The organism is Paraglaciecola arctica, from assembly GCF_018861065.1.
Lineage (GTDB): Bacteria > Pseudomonadota > Gammaproteobacteria > Enterobacterales > Alteromonadaceae > Paraglaciecola > Paraglaciecola arctica_B.
In genome coordinates this window covers 1-18,377 of record NZ_JAHKQO010000052.1, presented here as the reverse complement: position 1 = coordinate 18,377, position 18,377 = coordinate 1, and the positions used below count along the sequence as shown (strand labels likewise).

19 protein-coding genes are annotated in these 18,377 nt (G+C 41.1%); 11 read left to right on the top strand and 8 right to left on the bottom strand.

What is annotated here, in order from left to right:
- Positions 1-24: 24 nt before the first annotated feature.
- From trmB to KO534_RS23050, 10 genes are all read left to right on the top strand, one after another.
- Entirely contained in the window at positions 25-744 is a 720-nt protein-coding gene (gene trmB, locus KO534_RS23095) for a tRNA (guanosine(46)-N7)-methyltransferase TrmB (protein WP_215933851.1), read from the top strand.
- Positions 744-1,769 (top strand): methyltransferase, encoded by a 1,026-nt coding sequence (locus tag KO534_RS23090; protein ID WP_215933849.1) that lies wholly within the window; start codon positions 744-746, stop codon positions 1,767-1,769. The genes trmB and KO534_RS23090 overlap by 1 nt, the downstream gene beginning before the upstream one ends.
- 19 nt (positions 1,770-1,788) lie before the next feature.
- Positions 1,789-3,207 (top strand): glycogen synthase GlgA, encoded by a 1,419-nt coding sequence (gene glgA, locus KO534_RS23085; RefSeq protein WP_215933847.1) that lies wholly within the window; start codon positions 1,789-1,791, stop codon positions 3,205-3,207.
- A gap of 41 nt (positions 3,208-3,248) precedes the next feature.
- Positions 3,249-3,533: a hypothetical protein gene (locus KO534_RS23080; protein ID WP_252732380.1), complete on the top strand. Its 285-nt coding sequence runs from the start codon at positions 3,249-3,251 to the stop codon at positions 3,531-3,533.
- A 201-nt stretch (positions 3,534-3,734) separates the two neighbouring features.
- A complete protein-coding gene (locus KO534_RS23075) occupies positions 3,735-5,384 on the top strand; it encodes an ATP-binding protein (protein ID WP_436836599.1) in 1,650 nt (549 codons plus the stop codon).
- Between the two features lie 161 nt (positions 5,385-5,545).
- Positions 5,546-6,253, top strand: coding sequence for a two-component system response regulator ArcA (arcA, locus tag KO534_RS23070; protein WP_215933843.1), 708 nt, complete (start codon positions 5,546-5,548; stop codon positions 6,251-6,253).
- A 111-nt stretch (positions 6,254-6,364) separates the two neighbouring features.
- Entirely contained in the window at positions 6,365-6,853 is a 489-nt protein-coding gene (locus KO534_RS23065) for a TlpA disulfide reductase family protein (protein WP_215933841.1), read from the top strand.
- Positions 6,854-6,865: 12 nt separating this feature from the next.
- Positions 6,866-7,090: a DUF4266 domain-containing protein gene (locus KO534_RS23060; RefSeq protein WP_215933839.1), complete on the top strand. Its 225-nt coding sequence runs from the start codon at positions 6,866-6,868 to the stop codon at positions 7,088-7,090.
- Entirely contained in the window at positions 7,081-8,403 is a 1,323-nt protein-coding gene (locus KO534_RS23055) for a DUF3570 domain-containing protein (protein ID WP_215933836.1), read from the top strand. Before KO534_RS23060 ends, KO534_RS23055 begins: the two co-directional genes overlap by 10 nt.
- A 90-nt stretch (positions 8,404-8,493) precedes the next feature.
- Positions 8,494-9,327: an FAD:protein FMN transferase gene (locus KO534_RS23050; RefSeq protein WP_215933928.1), complete on the top strand. Its 834-nt coding sequence runs from the start codon at positions 8,494-8,496 to the stop codon at positions 9,325-9,327.
- Between the two features lie 49 nt (positions 9,328-9,376).
- Here KO534_RS23050 and KO534_RS23045 read toward each other — a convergent pair whose 3' ends face one another.
- The 8 genes from KO534_RS23045 to KO534_RS23010 form a co-directional block, all read right to left on the bottom strand.
- Positions 9,377-9,652: a peptidylprolyl isomerase gene (locus KO534_RS23045; protein ID WP_215933834.1), complete on the bottom strand. Its 276-nt coding sequence runs from the start codon at positions 9,650-9,652 to the stop codon at positions 9,377-9,379.
- A 135-nt stretch (positions 9,653-9,787) separates the two neighbouring features.
- A complete protein-coding gene (locus KO534_RS23040) occupies positions 9,788-11,962 on the bottom strand; it encodes a glutamine synthetase III family protein (RefSeq protein ID WP_215933832.1) in 2,175 nt (724 codons plus the stop codon).
- Positions 11,963-12,076: 114 nt separating this feature from the next.
- The gene (locus KO534_RS23035) at positions 12,077-12,784 is read right to left on the bottom strand and encodes a hypothetical protein (protein ID WP_215933829.1); all 708 of its coding nucleotides are present in this window, start codon (positions 12,782-12,784) and stop codon (positions 12,077-12,079) included.
- Positions 12,781-13,560, bottom strand: coding sequence for a hypothetical protein (locus KO534_RS23030; protein ID WP_215933827.1), 780 nt, complete (start codon positions 13,558-13,560; stop codon positions 12,781-12,783). The genes KO534_RS23035 and KO534_RS23030 overlap by 4 nt, the downstream gene beginning before the upstream one ends.
- Positions 13,550-13,921, bottom strand: a complete 372-nt coding sequence (locus KO534_RS23025; RefSeq protein ID WP_215933825.1) for a cupredoxin domain-containing protein — start codon at positions 13,919-13,921, stop codon at positions 13,550-13,552. Before KO534_RS23025 ends, KO534_RS23030 begins: the two co-directional genes overlap by 11 nt.
- Positions 13,914-15,233, bottom strand: a complete 1,320-nt coding sequence (locus KO534_RS23020) for an ATP-binding protein (protein WP_215933823.1) — start codon at positions 15,231-15,233, stop codon at positions 13,914-13,916. The genes KO534_RS23025 and KO534_RS23020 overlap by 8 nt, the downstream gene beginning before the upstream one ends.
- Positions 15,234-15,235: 2 nt before the next feature.
- On the bottom strand, positions 15,236-15,910 hold the full coding sequence (locus KO534_RS23015; protein ID WP_215933822.1) for a response regulator: 675 nt from the start codon (positions 15,908-15,910) through the stop codon (positions 15,236-15,238).
- Between the two features lie 92 nt (positions 15,911-16,002).
- Positions 16,003-16,506, bottom strand: coding sequence for an FxsA family protein (locus KO534_RS23010; protein ID WP_215933820.1), 504 nt, complete (start codon positions 16,504-16,506; stop codon positions 16,003-16,005).
- A gap of 328 nt (positions 16,507-16,834) precedes the next feature.
- Between KO534_RS23010 and KO534_RS23005 the strand changes: the two genes are divergently transcribed.
- Positions 16,835-18,377 (top strand): protein-disulfide reductase DsbD (locus KO534_RS23005; RefSeq protein ID WP_215933818.1); only part of this gene is annotated, 1,543 nt, incomplete at its 3' end.

Below are 18,377 nucleotides of genomic sequence, written 5' to 3'. Positions count from 1 at the left end.
AAAATTTAAAGAAGAGAAATTAATATGAGTCAGTTTAAATCTGAACAAGAAGCAGCCGAATCTGGCGTGTATATCCGAAAAATTCAGAGTTTTGTAAAAAGAGAAGGGCGTTTGACGTCTGGACAGGCCAAATCTATTGAACAAAACTGGCCAATCATGGGGTTAGAGCATAAAAATGGTATGCAAAACTTTGCTGATACTTTTGGACGTGTTGCGCCTTTAGTTTTGGAAATTGGCTTTGGAATGGGTAAGTCTTTAGTAGAAATGGCATTAAATGAGCCTGACAAAGATTTTATAGGCATTGAAGTACATCGACCAGGAGTCGGGACTTGTCTTAGCGAAGCGGCTGAAAATAATGTGCAGAATCTAAGGGTGTATGAACACGATGCGGTAGAAGTGTTTGCTGATTGTATTGCAGATAATACTTTAGCTCGAGTACAGTTGTTTTTTCCGGACCCTTGGCATAAAAAGCGTCATCATAAAAGACGTATTGTGCAACCAGATTTTGTTCAAAAATTAAGAAGTAAACTAGCAATAGGTGGCGTGTTTCATATGGCCACCGATTGGGAGAATTATGCTGAGCACATGTTAGAAGTAATGTCTGCTGCCGAAGGTTTTAAAAATCAATCAAACACTAACGATTATGTGCCAAGACCCGAGCAGCGACCGTTAACAAAATTTGAGCAGCGAGGGCATAGATTAGGCCATGGAGTTTGGGATTTAATGTTTGAGAGGGTGTCTTGATGCTTTCTGCTCCGAGCCAATTATTAATGCGCAGTGCAGACACCTTCGCGCAAGGTAAATGGTTGTTGGTTAACCCAACCGACAGCCATGTAACACAACAACTTAACAATCCTGAAATTAAAGTGTTTCATCAATACTTTGATATTTACCAACAAAGTTGTGCGGTAGGTCATTCGGAACAACATAAATTTGCGGCGGCTTACCCTTGTGACGAAAAATTTGATGGCGCGGTCATTTATATGCCTAAGTCCAAAGATCAGGCAAAAATGTTAATTGCCAATGTCGCAGCTTGTTTGAATAAAAATGCTAGCCTTTTGCTAGTCGGCGAAAATAAAGGTGGGGTAAAAAGCGCGGCGAAATTTCTAGACTCTGTTAGTACTCAAGTTAATAAAATAGATTCGGCGCGCCATTGTGCTTTATTCGCTGCGCAACTAGATAAACCGGTCAAAGCATTTGATTTAACTAAGTGGCAAAGCGAAATTACCATCAACGCTGGTGGTTTAAGGTACGAAATTTGTTCGTTACCTGGTGTGTTTAATCATGGTTCCTTAGATATTGGCACCGCAATATTGTTGGATAATTTACCCGATATCAAAAAAGGGCGACTATTGGATTTTGGGTGTGGAGCGGGAGTGATTGGCTGCTACCTTGGATTAAAAAGTCCTGAAAGTGAAGTGGTAATGAGTGACGTTAGTGCTTTGGCTGTGCACTGTGCCAAAGAAAGCGCAAAAATTAACAACCTCAATGTTAAAGTCATCGCTTCAGATGGCTTAATGGATGTGCAAGGTAAGTTTTCTGCGGTCTATACTAACCCCCCATTTCATACAGGAATTGTGACCGATTATTCGGTTACTGAGAACTTCATTACGCAGCTTAAACAGTATTTAGCGCCAGGCGGCACGTTGACATTAGTGGCCAATAAATTTTTACGTTATTCTGAATTACTAGAACAAAAGTTCAATTCGGTTAGCTCAATAGCCCAAACAACCAAATTTACTCTCTATCAGTGTGCTCGAATAAAATAGAATAAGGTAAGCTTCTCGAATGAAAATATTGTTTGTTGTGTCTGAAGTTGAAGATTTAGTTAAAACTGGAGGTTTGGCCGACGTAGGCAAAGCTTTGCCTTTGGCGTTAGCAGAGTTAGGTCATACTGTCACAATCGTGATGCCCTATTACAAACAGCTAGCTGATAAGTTTGACGCTGCTGATTGTTGTGCCAGTCAAAGATTGTTTGCAGGGCATAAAGCCTATGACTTTGCGGTAAAAAAATTAGCTCTACAAGGCGTACAAGTATTGGCTGTGGATTACCCAGAATACTTTGCTCGTAACGGCTTATATTCTGATGATTACCATGCCTATGCTGATAATGCCGAACGTTTTGCCTTTTTCGCACACGCCGCATTACAAGCCTCAAAAGCAGTAGGTTTTCAACCTGACGTCGTGCACTGCAATGATTGGCATACTGCTCTGATTCCCTATTTTGTGAGTATTGACGACACCGGCTTTTTTGATCAAGCAAAAACAATTTTCACCATACATAATGGTGCCTATCAAGGTACCCATAAATTTTCTGAGATAAGCTATTTACAACCCCATTATCAGTTGCACAGCCAGTTAGATGGCGATGCACTGAATTTTGTGCGTATGGGGATTCGTTATGCCAATAAAATTAATGCGGTTAGCCCGAATTATGCATTGGAACTATTAACCCCTTTGGGTTCACATCATCTATTCGAAGAATTTCAAAACAGAAGAAATGATGTGTCGGGTATTTTAAACGGTTGTGATTACAGTCAGTGGGATCCGATCAACGATCCGCATATCGCAAAAAACTACCATCATGCTGATTTGAGTGGCAAAAAAGCCTGCAAAGCTGAGTTACAAAAAGAGTTCCGGTTACCTAAAAAATCAGCGGTTCCCATAATTGGAATGGTGTGCCGTTTAACGGAGCAAAAAGGTTTTGGTTTTATTTTGCCAATGCTAGACAAGTTGATGCAACACGATGTACAGCTTGCCATTGTAGGAACGGGCGACCCTGAAATAAGTCAGTTTCTGCGACAAATGGCTGACAAATACCCTAAAAAAATGGCATTTGTTGAAGATTTTAGTGTACGCAAAGCTCACATGATCGAAGCTGGTAGTGACTTCTTCTTGATGCCGTCTTTGTTTGAACCTTGCGGTCTAAATCAAATGTATAGTTTGGCATACGGAACTTTACCGATTGTTAGAGCCGTTGGCGGATTGAAAGATACAGTGATCGATTTGGCAGACAGTCCCCAGATGGCAACTGGGTTTGTATTTGAACAACCCGATAGCGAAGCATTGTTGTCATGCATCCAAAGAGCCTTGTTGTTTTATCATGAGGCGCCTAGTGCATTTGTGAAAATACAGCAGCGAGCCATGCAAAGTCGTTTTACATGGGATGTGGCAGCCAGAAATTACCAAACTTTGTATATGAGTTAGAAAGTATGCAGCGCTGTTTGTGCTTGGTTATTATGTGTTTTTTGGGAACAACAACAGTGGTTAATGGCGCTTCCTTCGAATGTTTGCAGGCATCAGAAAATCAGGCCGCATGCGAACATCGTTTATACAAAAGATCGGCTGTGCCTGTGGCGTTATTAGGTGTTAGCAAAGGTGACGCTATTTGTATCTGTTTGAGTGATCTCAAGGGCTTGACCGAAACTGCAGAAAGCAAAGTTGCACAACTCGAGCAACAAGAGACTTTACAGAAAATCACACAAAAATATCAGTTGAGTGAGCAAGAGCTTTTAAGGTTACTCAGGAACTAGACAGACCCAAGTTTCAGTTTCAAAAAGTACAATGCATTTTTATGCACGTCATACGCACAAAAAATTGCCTGCAACCCTTAGAACGCTATTTTTTTGGCGTAAAAAACGACATAAATTCAGTCAATTAGTTTCAATTTGAACGTTTTTGTATCAATATCATTTCTGACGGGTTGTCAGACTTAGGAATACGTTACAAGTAATATGGCCTCAGACTCTAAATCTATATCAATTAAAAGCCTGATTGTTTGGGTAGTGATGGCAATTACCTCATTGTCATTAATTTTGTCTTCAGGGGTTAATTTGTATAGTCAAATTAATACCTACAGACAATCTCTAGAAGACAATGTGGAAATCTATGCCGAGATTATTGGACGGGATTCGGTTGAGTCCCTGCTTCTAGACGAAGGATTAGTCGAAGATAAAAATCTACAAATACTATCAGCGTCTGAATTAGTGGAAAATGTCCATATTTACAGAGCCAATGACGACCAAACCATAGAATTTTTTGCCAGTTACAATAAAGAAGGCATTGCGCCTGTAAAAGCCAAGATTGACCAAATAGAGCAGTTATATTTACCTAAAATAGCTGCGGGCATAATTGAAATTATTCGCCCAATTCAGCACGAAAATCAAGTGGTAGGCTACCTCTACTTACGTGCCACCGCAGACGAATTACAAACTCTTACCTCCAATTCAATTTTATTCTCAATCAGCGTATTAGTTGCATGTTTGATTATTTGTTTTTTACTGACCTTAAGACTACAAAGAGCCATTACTTCTCCTATAAATGGATTGGTCAAATTGGTACAACGTATTTCTCGTCAAAAGGATTATTCGAGTCGTGCTGAATTAAATGGAATTAAAGAACTAGATATTTTGGGCACCGCTTTCAACAACATGTTGCAACGAACCCAAGAACATATGCAGCGTCAAACCATTGCTGAAGCCGAACAGGCAAAGTTAAATATTAGTTTAGAAGAAAAGGTTAAACAGCGTACTAACGCTTTAAAGGAAGCTAACAGTGAACTGATTCAAACCTTAGAGAAACTCCATCAATTTCAACGCCAAATGGTTCAAAATGAAAAAATGGCTTCGTTAGGAGATATGGTGGCCGGTGTTGCACATGAAGTTAATACACCAATCGGACTGGGGGTGACGGCATCTACTATGATGTTAGACAGACTTACTGATATGCGTAAAGCGTTTGAAGATAAAACCCTTAAAGCCAGTGCGTTGTCGAAGTTTATCGCTGAGGGGGAAGAGAATCTCAATATCATTTATCGTAACTTAAATAGAGCGGCTGAATTAATATCAAGCTTTAAACAAGTCGCGGTTGACCAAACTTCTGAGAACAATCGAGTATTTTCTTTTAGTCGTTTGATGGATGAAATTTTGATGTCGATGCGTCCAAAATTAAAGAAGGTCAAACATCAAATCAACGTCAATTGTGCAGACAACTTAATCGTAGAGTCTAAAGCTGGGCCAATCAATCAAATTATTATTAACTTAATAATGAATTCTATTATTCATGGGTTTGAGAACATGGAGCAGGGGCAAATAGACATTACCATAGCAGCCATAGGTGACACTAAAGTCAGCATTGAATTTAAGGACAATGGAAAAGGTATACCAGAACATTTACGTAAGCGTATTTTCGACCCTTTTGTGACGACCAAACGAGGTCAAGGAGGCAGTGGGCTGGGTATGCATTTAGTTTATAACCTAGTGACCCAAGCGTTAAACGGTTCAATATCAATTGTCAGTGAAGAAGGTGAAGGAGTGGCCTTTACAATTCTGTTTCCAGTTAAAAAAGTGAAGCAGGACAAAACACAGGTTGGTACCTTTTTATAAAAACAAGTGATGTTTAGGTCGACCATAAACAGGCGATTTTTGAAATGTAATAGCATAATTGCACGAAATTTGGTTATATCTGCAATTTTTGGTAGATAAAACCCTGATTTTTAGATATTTTCTGATAAACTTTTACACAAATTCCTAATCAGGCCTGAAACATGCAGACTCCAAACATATTAATTGTCGAAGATGAAGTGGTCACACGCACTACCCTTAAAAGCTTGTTTGAAGCAGAAGGGTACAATGTATTTGAAGCCGAACACGGTGAACAGATGCATGGCATCTTTGAAAACAACACCATCAATTTGGTGATCATGGATATCAACTTACCTGGTAAAAACGGCTTACTTTTAGCGCGCGAAGTGCGTGGTCGTAAGAATGTAGGCTTGATATTTTTAACCGGTAGAGATAATGATGTAGACCGAATCTTAGGTCTAGAAATTGGTGCCGATGACTACCTTACTAAGCCTTTCAATCCCCGCGAATTAACTATACGAGCGCGAAACTTATTGGCACGTACTACTAATAGTAGCGAAGATGACGACTTGCCAAGTCGAGTGAACTTTAACGGTTGGATTTTAGATGGTGATAGCCGGAGTTTGATCTCTCCGAGTAGCAAAGAATTTCGCTTACCACGCAGTGAGTTTAGAGCGTTACATTTGTTTTTGAATAATCCAGGTAAAATACTGACTCGTGAACAACTGATTATGGAAATGACTGGCCGTGAGCTGCGACCTAATGACCGCACAGTTGATGTGACCATTCGCCGAATCCGTAAACACTTTGAATCTGAAGTGAATGCTGACGATTTGATTGTGACTATTCATGGTGAAGGTTATCGTTTCTGCGGCTCCGTAGATTCATAACTTATTAACCCATCATTTTAAAAAGCTCCTTCGGGGGCTTTTTTATTGCTTTAAGTTTTACTTAAGATTTAACATCTAGAATAACTTCACATTATCTAGAAGGTAGATGTTTTGAGTTATATTCGCTTAAGTACCCTGTTTTTTGTTGTGGCTGTTTCTAGTCTATCTTTAAGTTTTGCGCAGCAAAAATTAGCGCCTGACTTTGTCATTTCTAATGCTGAGTTACCAAGCAAATTATCAGAGTTAAAAGGTCAGGTTGTCTATCTCGATTTTTGGGCAAGTTGGTGTAAACCGTGTCGTAAATCCTTTCCCTGGATGAACCAAATGCAGCAAAAATATGCTGACCGAGGCTTACAGGTTATTGCGATAAATTTAGATACCGACGCTGCTTTAGCCAAGCTATTTCTAGAAAAAGTACCGACTCAAATCCCTATTGTCTATGACCCCGAAGGAAACATTGCTAGCGATTACCAGTTATTGGGAATGCCGAGCAGCTATCTTGTAGATAAAAAAGGAAATATTCGTTTCTCACATAAAGGTTTTTTCAGTCGTAACAAACCCTTATACGAACAAGAATTAGTTTTACTGCTCAATGAATAGGAGTTGTCTGTGATGTTAAAAAAAGTACGAATTATGCTCGTTTTTATATTGTTCGCTTACCTTGCAGGTTGCGCCAATCTTGGAGTCAAACCATGGGAACGAGATTTATTAGCTAAAGATGAAATGGCTTTGGATGCAGAGGGAAATGACCTGGGGTTAGATGATCATATCTATTTTAGTAAAGAAGCGACCAGTGGTGGACGTGCTTTTGCCGGTGGAGGTTGTGGATGCAATTAACATCTCAAAGTAACCTAACCAAGCAAACCAAAAAAATCACCAATGTCAATTCGGCACTTGCTGCAGCTACATGTGCTTTGCTAGGTTCAGCCTCAGTGGTACAAGCAGAAGAGAGCGTTTGGGAAATGGATACCGCCTTACTCTATTATGGCGAAACAGACAGAGTAACGGCCGTCGAAGGTGTGTTCTCAGCGAAAAAAGATTTTGGTGATGAGCATGTTTTTTCTGGAAAATTGGTACTTGATACACTCACTGGGGCGTCTGCGACGGGAGCCGTTTCGCAACCCAATGCACAAACATTTACTCGTCCATCAGGCAAAGGGCAGTATGAGATTAATGGCGGAGACGTTCCTTTAGATGACACTTTTAAAGATACCCGTTTACAACTAGAAGCGCAGTGGACTCAACCTCTTTGGGACGACATGCGAGGTAGTGCGGGAGTGCATTTTTCAAAAGAGTATGATTATTTATCTGTTGCGGTTAATGGTTCTCTTGCAAGAGATTTCAATCAGAAAAACACCACCATATCGGCGGGGGTGTCGCTGGCGTTTGATACTATTGATCCAGAAGGTGGACGTCCCGTCGCTTTCTCTGAAATGGTCGTAAATCAAGGGCAGTTCGCCAATGACCAAGCCTATCAAGTCGCATTTGACGCCACTAGACAAAAAGATTCTGATGACAAAAATACAATTGACCTAATGTTTGGCGTAACCCAAGTTATCAACCGCAGAATGCTGATGCAATTTAACTATGGCTATTCTACGTCTGATGGTTATCACACCGATCCTTTCAAGGTTTTAAGTATCGTTAATGACCAAGGGGTAACTCAGTCGTTAGTACACGAGGACAGGCCTACAGAACGCACTCGGCATAGTTTCTATTGGCAAACCAAGTATGCCTTGGACAGCGGTGTTGCGGATATTTCCTATCGATACGCCACTGATGACTGGGATATCAATTCTCACACTATTGACTCTAGGTTGCGGTTTAACATCAGTGATAACACTTATATTCAGCCTCATTTTAGGTATTACCAGCAAGGAGCGGCTGAGTTTTATCAACCATTTTTGATGGAGGGTTCAATGCTACCAACCTTTGCCAGCGCTGATTATCGTTTAGGAGAAATGACTGCGTATACAGTGGGTCTAAAATATGGAATGAAAATGCCTAGTGGTAACGAGTGGGCATTTAGGTTGGAATATTATCAGCAAGATCCCAAAAACGCCGGTTTTGATGAGCCTGGGGTGTTACAGCAGCTTGATTTATACCCCAGTGTAAAAGCGGTAATTGCACAAATCAGTTATAGCTTTTAAAGTAGCGTTTTGTTTTAAGGGTGACCTTTGGAATCTGAATCTTTCAGCATCGTGCAACAAAACGACCATATAGTGGGTCGTTTTACCGCTATGGCAAGCCCATGTGAAATACTACTTGAAACTCAAGATCTAATACTTGCTAATCACCTAACTTCACTTGCCTATTCAGAAACCAAACGTATCGAACAAAAATTTAGCCGATATTTATCCAACAACCTTATGGCCAATATTAATCATAGTGAAGGGCAACCTGCAGTGATTGATGAAGAAACCTTTCGATTGCTGCAATTTGCCGATAGCTGTTTTGAATTAAGTGAAGGTCAGTTTGATATTACCTCAGGCGTATTACGTAGCGCGTGGAAATTTGATGGTTCAGATAATATTCCTACTTCTGAAACTGTGAAAGCACTTATGTCGGGTATCGGTTGGCATAAGGTTAAATTTGATAAAAAATCAATTACCTTGGCTAAGGATATGGAGTTGGATTTTGGTGGAATTGGTAAAGAATACGCTGTGGATTGTGCTGCCAAATTATGTTCTAAATATGCACCGAACCTATCGGTGGTTATAAATTTTGGTGGCGATATTCAGGTAACCCAACCACGAAAAAATAAACAACCATGGAACATAGCAATCGAAAGTCCTGAAGCAAACAAGGCTACAACTAAAATTCTACAAATAGTGAGTGGTGGATTGGCTACTAGCGGTGATGCTAGGCGTTTCTTATTAAAAAACGGCAAGCGTTATAGTCATATTCTCAATCCTAAAACCGGCTATCCCATCGAAAATTCACCTAGGTCAGTGACTGTCGCTGCGCCGCATTGCATTCAAGCTGGACTCTTGGCGACTTTATCCTTATTGCAAGGAGCCAACGCAGAATCATTTTTGCATCAGCAAGGCATTAAGTTTTGGTGTTATCGATAAAGTTGTGGATACAGTGCATTTGTTTATGCTTTCAAGATAAATACGACAGTTAACTTCGATACAGTGTCTTAATCAAATGAAAGCCGAATTGGGTTTTGATTGGCCCATGCACGGTGAGTATTTCCTTTTTAAATACCACATTGTCAAAGGCTTTAACCATAGTCCCTGGGCTGAATTCACCTAAGTCACCGCCTTTTTTACCTGAAGGACAAATGGAATGTTTTTTGGCTAACTGGTGGAAGTTTCCACCCTTATCGAGCTGGCTCTTGAGTTTTTCGGCTAGGGCTTTATCTTTTACTAAAATGTGGCAGGCGCAGGCTTTCATGTCGTTATGCTCAATGTGCTCATTCTTAAAACGTGGTTTCAGGATAACATCTAGTGAGCGTCAAGCGAGGAGTAAAAACAGAAAAAGAGCCTAAGCTCTTTTTCTGTCTGATTATCAAGGGTGCTTCAAAAAAACTTATTTAATAAATAACATTTCTTGATACTTAGGCAACGGCCACAAGTCGTCAGATACCACAAGCTCGAGTGCGTCGGCGTGAGAGCGCACTTCCAGCATTAGTGGACATAACACATCAGCACAATGGTTCATATGAGCTTCTGTGCTGTCAAACTCTTCAATACTCATAGCTTCTTTGAGTTTGCCAACTGCGGCCATCATGGCGTCGGTTTCAGAGGCAATTTCATCGATACTATTGTGACTGATTGTAATATTTAGATTGCTAAGATTAGTCGCGGCGCTTGAAAGACTATCAAGATACTGAACGGTCGCCGGATATATTCTGGTGTTCGCTATACCAACAACTAACTTGGCTTCGACTTCAATCGACAATATGTATTGTTCCGCGTATACCTCAAAACGGCTCGCAAGCTCAGCTGGCGAGAGCACACCAGTAGACTCAAATAACTTAATGACCGACTCTTCTTTAAACGCAGGTAATGCATCGGCGCTGGTAGGTATATTTTTTAAGCCTCGCTCTTCAACCGCCGCTTTATGCCATTCACTTGAATAACCATCACCGCCAAATATCACGTTGCCATGCTCTTGCATAAGTTCTTGCAGCACGGTAATGACTGCGGCAGTTTTATCTTCACCTTTAGTTATGACCGACTCAAGTTTATCTGCTATCCAATTGAGTGAGTCCGCCAACATAGTATTCATAGCGACTAACGGACCAGACACAGACTGTGACGAACCTACTGCTCTGAATTCAAAGCGGTTTCCAGTAAATGCAAATGGAGAGGTACGGTTACGATCACCTGGATCACGTTCAAATTGTAGGATTTGCGACAAACCAAGATCCATCAAACCGCCTTTGGTTTTTGCTAGTAATTTGCCTTCTTTGATATCGTTGAAAACACTCTCCAACTGGGTACCCAAATAGACGGACAATATGGCTGGTGGTGCTTCGTTGGCCCCAAGTCGGTGGTCGTTAGCGGCAGAGGCAATAACGGCACGTAAAAGCGGGCCATATTTGTGTACACCGCGAATTACGGCCCCGCAGAATAATAAGAAGTTGAGGTTGTCATGGGGTGTGCTACCCGGATCTAATAAATTACCCTGAGTGGCATTTCCTACCGACCAGTTAACGTGTTTACCTGAACCATTAACGCCTGCAAAAGGTTTTTCATGTAACAAGCATAAAAAGCCGTGCTCTTTGGCTGTGCTTTTCATTAGAGTCATTAACAGCTGTTGGTGATCAGCTGCAACGTTAGCCGCTTCAAAGTATGGCGCAATTTCAAACTGGCCGGGGGCAACTTCATTATGGTGAGTTTTAGCCGGAATACCTAAGCGGTAGAGTTTGTCTTCGAAATCTTGCATGAACACTTGTACTCGAGCCGGTATGGCCCCGAAATAGTGATCATCAAACTGTTGACCTTTGGCCGGAGGTGCACCAAATAATGTGCGCCCCGCCAATAATAAATCTGGTCGCGCGTTGGCGAAGTGTTCGTCGACCAAGAAATATTCTTGTTCTGCACCACAGCTTGAATTCAATGTGGCAATCTCGGTTTCACCCATAAGAGACAGAACTTTTTGCGCGGCTTTATCCATGGCTTTGTTTGAGCGAAGCAAAGGAATTTTTTTATCGAGTGCTTCGCCAGTCCAAGACATAAACACACTTGGGATCATCAATGTCGCGCCATTAGCAGTTTGCATCACATAGGCAGGGCTAGTGGGATCCCATGCAGTATACCCTCGTGCCGCATTGGTCATACGCAAGCTACCATTAGGGAAAGAAGAACCATCTGGCTCTCCTTTAATCAATAAACTGCCAGTGAATTCAGTTATTGCACCACCGTCTGAATTAGTGATGATAAATCCATCATGCTTTTCAGCAGTAATATTGGTCATAGGGTAAAAGATGTGGGAGAAAAATTTCACGCCTTTGGTTATTGCCCAATCTTTCATGGCTGCAGCTACAATATCAGCTGTAGCTGAGTCTAATGTTGCACCTGTTTGAACGGTTTTTTTAATCGCTTTGAATGCGTTTTTTGATAACGCCTCTTCCATTGCAGCCAGACCAAAAACATCTGTCGCCCAAATTTTGCTCAATGGTTCAGGTGTTTTGCACGCTTTTGGTGCTCGATTAGTGATTTCAGTTATTGCATTTTTACGTGATGTCATTCCACTCATATCTTGTCCTTCGCTTATTTTTAAAGGGGATTCAAAGATTTACTCAGTAGTCATAGAGAAAATCTTTGCGGGTCTAAGCAAAGACAAAGCACCTTTTAGGCCAGATATGGAGTATTAAAATTCGTATTCTAAGGCGAACCTTAGAGTATGGTCTTTGGAGTCGCCGTTTAGGCCAGCAATAAAGGCCAATTCCCACTTAAGCTGTTTTTGCCCTGTATACCTGTGCACCCCCATAAAACCGGGGCCTACCCCAACAAAGTCCTCACCCGTGTAAATTTCGATAGAGGGTTGTAATGCAGCTAAATAGCGATAGCGATATTTGAGCCGAAATTCAGTTTCAAACTCATCTTCAATGTCTTTGCCCCATTCATAAACCAACAAAGCATTGATGGTTAAACTGGTTTGCGTAAATTCTTTTTCAAATAAAATACCGCTGGTAAATTCGTAAATGTCTTCTTTATGTTGTTTTTCAAGCTCAAACAGTGCCCCCCAATCGGCCCAAAATTCGCCTTGTTCTGTTAACATCCAGCGGGTTTCTATTTCAAAAGCCTGTAAACCAAAGTCGCCGGTATCGTCTCTTTCTCCAACGATATAGGCTTCAATTGTCAGGTATTCTGAAAGGGCATGTCCGTAAGCTAAACGTTGCGCTAAAACATTACCATCATCGTTTTGCCTAGATGTAAATCGCCACTCTAACTCTCGTTCATTGGCCAAAACGTAGGGACTGTAAACCTTGTCAACTGGAATGCCGTCAGCCCAGCTTAGTGGGATAAAAAATAGAGTGTATAAAAGCGCAGTAGATAAGCGATAAAGGGCGTTCATTGGTTGTTACCTGAGTGCGTAGTTGAAGCTAGATTGAGCCAATAAAAAATAGCGAGAGGCAGGGTTAAAGCGCAAACATAAACCACGACTTGCGCAATAGATGGGGTAGCCTGGTAGCCGAACAAAACATTAAATAAATGACCAAACTCAAACTCATTGCTGAGAAAGTGTTGGCTATTCCAAGCAGTGGTTGATGCGTTGATAAGATCGATCTGAACTAATAAAGGTATCGCGTTGACGAGTTGCCCCGTTGCATAAATAAGCACCAACAGCCAGGTCGCCCAAAGCCCGCATCTTTGTTTTAACCATTGAGCCGCAAGATACAACAATATGGCTAAGCTGAGACAAATTCCTAAACCTAAAAATGTACCGAGTAACATAGATTGCAGCACGTTGCTTTGATTCAAGTAACCATTAAAATACAAGATAAAGTTACTGCCTTTAGACACTATGGTCAGACTAACCATTATGCCTGTAACCCAGTAAACAAAATATCGATTCGACCACTTAGGAAAAGTTAACCCACAAGCTAGAACTAAGGCCAACAGATACACCAATAATTGCGAAAACCATAACGACAATTCAATACCTATGCCACCAAACCACTGCCCAATAGTATGGATTTGATTGATGTATATCAGGCTCAAAATGGCACTCGCGACTAAAGATATTAAAAGCCATGATTGGCTCTTAGGTAGGTGTGCGTACAGGTAAGCAATTAACACCAAAATGGGCAACGCATCACGCAAAAATAAAATGACTGTGTTAATGAGCATTGGGCATCTTCAACTTTTGTCGTTCAACAATGACAGCACCGCGGGCAGTATTAGGATTATATTCACCAAAGAAATTGTATTCTCCAGGCTGGAGTGGTCCAATAAATATGGTTGCTTTTTGATTGGCAAAAATCACTTTTTCTCTATTGAGAGAAAAACTATCAAATTCTTCTGGCGTATTGTCTTGATTCTCTATTATCAATTTGACCTTTTGGTTTGCAGGAATAGTGATCCGCGATGGGAAAAACAGGTGATCTTTAAGCTGAACATGGTACTCAGTTACCGCTGCTAACACAGGGAAACACCCTAAGACACATAATGTGCCAAGGGATAGTGGTATATAACCTAACCATTTATGCATTGGGCTGACCTTGCGGAAAAATCAGTTCAACTGATAAGCCCGATAATTGTTTAGAACGACTTAATTTTAGTGTGGCTTTATGTAACGCAGCGATATGTTTTGAAATGGCTAAACCTAAACCACAGCCAGATGTGTTACTTGTGTGTCGATCTCCTCCAATTCGGTAGAAACGTTCAAACACTCTTTGATATTCAGATTCATCAATGCCCGGACCTGCATCTTCTACCTGAATCACAACCTGACTGTTCACTTCCTTCAACGTCACTCTAATCAAACCGCCTTCTGGTGAATATTTACTCGCATTGGAGATTAAGTTTTGCAGCAGAATGCCCAGTGAAAATTCATCCCCTCGAATATTGGCACCTTTGCCAATTAGTTCTATTTCTTGCTTTTTGGTTTCAATTTGTGGAAATAAACTAGCGATAACAGTTTGGCAAAGTACTGCAGTGTCTAGTGTTTCAAACTGACCTTGGTATTGTTCGGGGTTGGTGCGGTTAAGTAATAAAATTTGCTCGACTACATGACTCATGCGTTCGATACCTTGCTGCAGATATTGCATGTTGGTGTCTGTGGTATTGTTAAGTTCTATTGCCAAATTATGTGCATTGATCTTCAACACACTCAAGGGCGTGCGTAATTCATGAGCTGCATCAGAGGCAAAGCGTTTTTCTCGGGAAAAAGCAGCATCTAGTCGCTCAAACAATTGATTTAAGGTTTCTAAGACTGGGCTGAGTTCGTTATTTTGATTTTGCTGCTCAATAGAACTGAAGTCGTCAGCTTTTTTGGTTCGTAATTTTTCCGATAACAGCCGTAAGGGGCGCAGCCCTGAACTCACCAACAAAAATATAATGACCGCTAACAACGGAATACACAATACCAGTGGCGTCACGGCGGCTAGGATCATTTGTTCCGCTAGCTCAAAACGTCTGTTTACAGGCTGTGCCACCAAAACCCATTTGTTACTCGATTCAAAAAAGTGCCCGTAGGTACGCCAACGCTGGGCTAAAAAATTGTTCTCAGAGAATTCATTTTTGAAATCGCTAATAGCAGTGTTTAACTTTGGGTGGGAGTTAACTAATAATTTATTGTGTTGCCATATTTGAAAAATAAAAGCGGCATCTGTTTGTGGTGTTAATGATTGGGTACTTAAGTCGGTAATGTCGACTAAAACAAGTGTCAAAGAGCGTAGCTCATTATCAAATACACTGGTCGCTTTTGCCATACTGCTACGGTAACCCTGAATCGCAGCGGCAAAAGTGACCAATGTAATAACCGACAATAAAATCAGCGTTAGATAACGGCGTATAGACACATTTAGGACTCTATTTTGGAGGAGGCTTTAACGCTGTACCCTACACCGCGAATTGTTTTGATAAAAGCCTCAGGGAGTTTTTTACGAAGGTGGTGAATATGCACTTCCACTGCGTTACTCGCTACTTCTTCACCCCACTCGTATAATTTAGATTCAAGCTGCTCTCGTGATTGTATTCGCCCAGCCTGTTCTAACAGCACTTTTAACAACATAAATTCTTTGCGTGATAGCTCGACAAAGTTACCTGCAACAGTTAGTTCGTGGGAAGCGCAGTCTAAATTTACTTCTCCTATCGTAATAGTCGAACTGGTAGCTGTGCCTAATCTTCTCTCGATAACACGCAGGCGAGCAATCAGCTCGTTTACATCAAAAGGTTTACTTAGATAATCATCAGCCCCTTTATCAAGCCCTTTTATTTTGTCTTCAATTGAATCTCGAGCAGTTAATATCAACACGGGCAGTTTTAAATTTCTTTGTCTTATTTGTTTCAGTAACACTAGGCCATCCATGTCAGGTAAACCTAAATCGAGGATCAGCATGTCACATTCATTGGTATCGATGGCAAGCAACGCGGATTTGGCATCGGCCACATGATTAGCTGTAAACCCTTCAGTTCTGAGTGATTGATGCAGCGCGGTAGCTAATGGTAAATCATCTTCAACTAATAAAATTCGCATAGTTTAATGGGTTCTTTAAGGCGGACTTTCACTTCGCTCAAAAAGCAACAATCGGCAATTCACCTTAGTTAAGTGAAACGTAAAGTCCAAGTTTAATCAGGTTTTCTTAAGTCATCCTTAAGGGGCAGGTTTTCTGCAGGGTTTTCTTTGCGTTCAAATTCACCCTCTATGATATCTTCAGATTGATTGCTACTGTGAGTTTGGTGTTGAGTATAGTTGCCATTAAAGGATTGAGTGACCACCTTAACTGATAAGTGTTTGAGTAATCCTTTGGCGATGATTGGGCGTGTCATAGGTAAGCTCAATAAAAACCCGATCCCGTCTGTAATAAAACCAGGTGTAACCAATAAAATCCCTGCAATGACCAGCAATAAACCTTCAGCCATTTCTTGACCAGGCATAGTGCCAGACTGCATTTTTTGTTGAGCTTGCATCAAGGTGCTAAGCCCTTGTTGTCTAACTAATTGCGCTCCCGAGAAGGCAGTTAAGATAACGATAGCTACCGTATACCAGCCCCCAATTTGTTCCCCTACGTTAAGTAAAATGGCGATTTCAACAATAGGTAAAATGGCGAACAATAAAAATAGTTTAAACAAAGGAGCCTCGTTATTTGGGTGATACCTACAACGTTAAGGTATAACCTATTTTTGATGGGGTTTGATATAATACTGGTATTAAAACTCCAAAAACCAAGTGATGCATTGTTACAGAGTGTTGCGTCATTTGTCTAATTAGTTAAATGTCTCGGGGGTGTTTATCTTAATTTTGGGTAAATTGACTCAAGGGTGAAATTTGCTGAACTAATTTGGGGTCTGTAAACAAAGTGAGGTGCAGTCTTAATTATTTGTTAAGGTTCGTCCATTAAAGTATAAATAATACCCACTGGCATTTCGCCAAATTACCTTAAAAGAAGAAGTGTTGTAGATGAATTTGAGTTTGAGATATTTTATTTTAGTGCTGACTTTTGGTTTGTTCTCAACTGCAAGTTTGGCGCAAATCGCGGATCCATTAGCCGATTTGTTTGCTGAAGAACCAGAGTTTTTACAGGTTGACCAAGCGTTTCAATTTGATTTCGCCCAGCAAGGCGATCAACTCACCTTAAGCTGGAAAGTAGCAGACGGCTACTACCTATATAAAAAGCAGTTTAAGACAGTCGCTAAAGAAGCTGAATTGGGAGCCCCTATTTTTCCTGCTGCCGAACAAGTAGAAGACGAGTTTTTTGGTTTGTCAGACGTTTTTCGAGGACAACTGGATATAACTTATCCTATTGTTACTTCGGTACAAGATGGCATAGTGAAAATTCGCTATCAAGGCTGTGCAGACGCGGGATTGTGTTACCCACCAACTACTAAAGAGGTGTACCTAAATCAAGTTGGCACCACTGAAATTGAAAATATTAAGTCTACAACAACTTCGTCAGATGCAGTGCCTGCTGAAAAAACCGTTTCGGAACAGTTTGAGTTAGCCAGCTTGTTGTCTAGCGAACAAAGTTTAGTCATCACTTTGTTGTTATTTTTAGGCCTAGGAATTGGCCTAGCTTTTACGCCTTGTGTATTCCCTATGTATCCAATTCTATCTGGGATAGTTATAGGTCAAGGTAAGAGTATAAGCACGTCACGGGCTTTGACGCTATCGTTTGTATATGTACAGGGCATGGCAATTACCTACTCGTTATTGGGGCTAGTCGTGGCTTCGGCAGGGGTGCAGTTTCAAGCAGGCTTGCAACACCCTGCTATCTTAATTGGGCTGATCGTGATTTTTGTGTTGTTGGCTGTAGTCATGTTTGGCGCTTATGAGCTTCAGTTGCCCTCTGCATGGCAAGAAAAGCTTAATGCCATGAGCAACAAACAAACCAGTGGCAGCTACATAGGTGTGCTTATTATGGGCGCAATTTCTGGGTTAGTGGCGTCTCCTTGCACTACCGCACCGCTAACAGGGATTTTGTTATTTATAGCCCAAAGTGGTGATTTGGTCTTGGGGTTCAGTGCTTTATATGTGTTGAGTCTAGGAATGGGGATCCCGCTCATGTTATTTGCTATTACCGGAGGTAAATTATTACCCAAAGCAGGTAATTGGATGAATGTGGTTAAAGTTACTTTCGGCTTTATGATGTTAGCGGTCGCCTTAATGTTTGTAGAGCGTTTGGTTAGCCATATCGCGACAGATATCGCTTGGACTTTACTCGGTTTAGTCACTTTTACGTATTTCTATGTGATGAATCAAAATACGCCTACCTCTTTTTACAAAGGGCTTAGGGCGTTGTTGATCTTTATTGGTCTGTTTATTTCAGCTGGTTATGGATATCAAACCATCAACTCCATGGGGTATGGCAACGGTGCGGTTCAATCTACGAGTCAGTCAGTTGCCCATCCTACATTTGTAAAAGTCAGTAACCTTGAAGAGTTTAATCAGGCGTTAGCCGATGCCAATGCTCAAGGTAAATCGGTGATGTTAGACCTTTATGCAG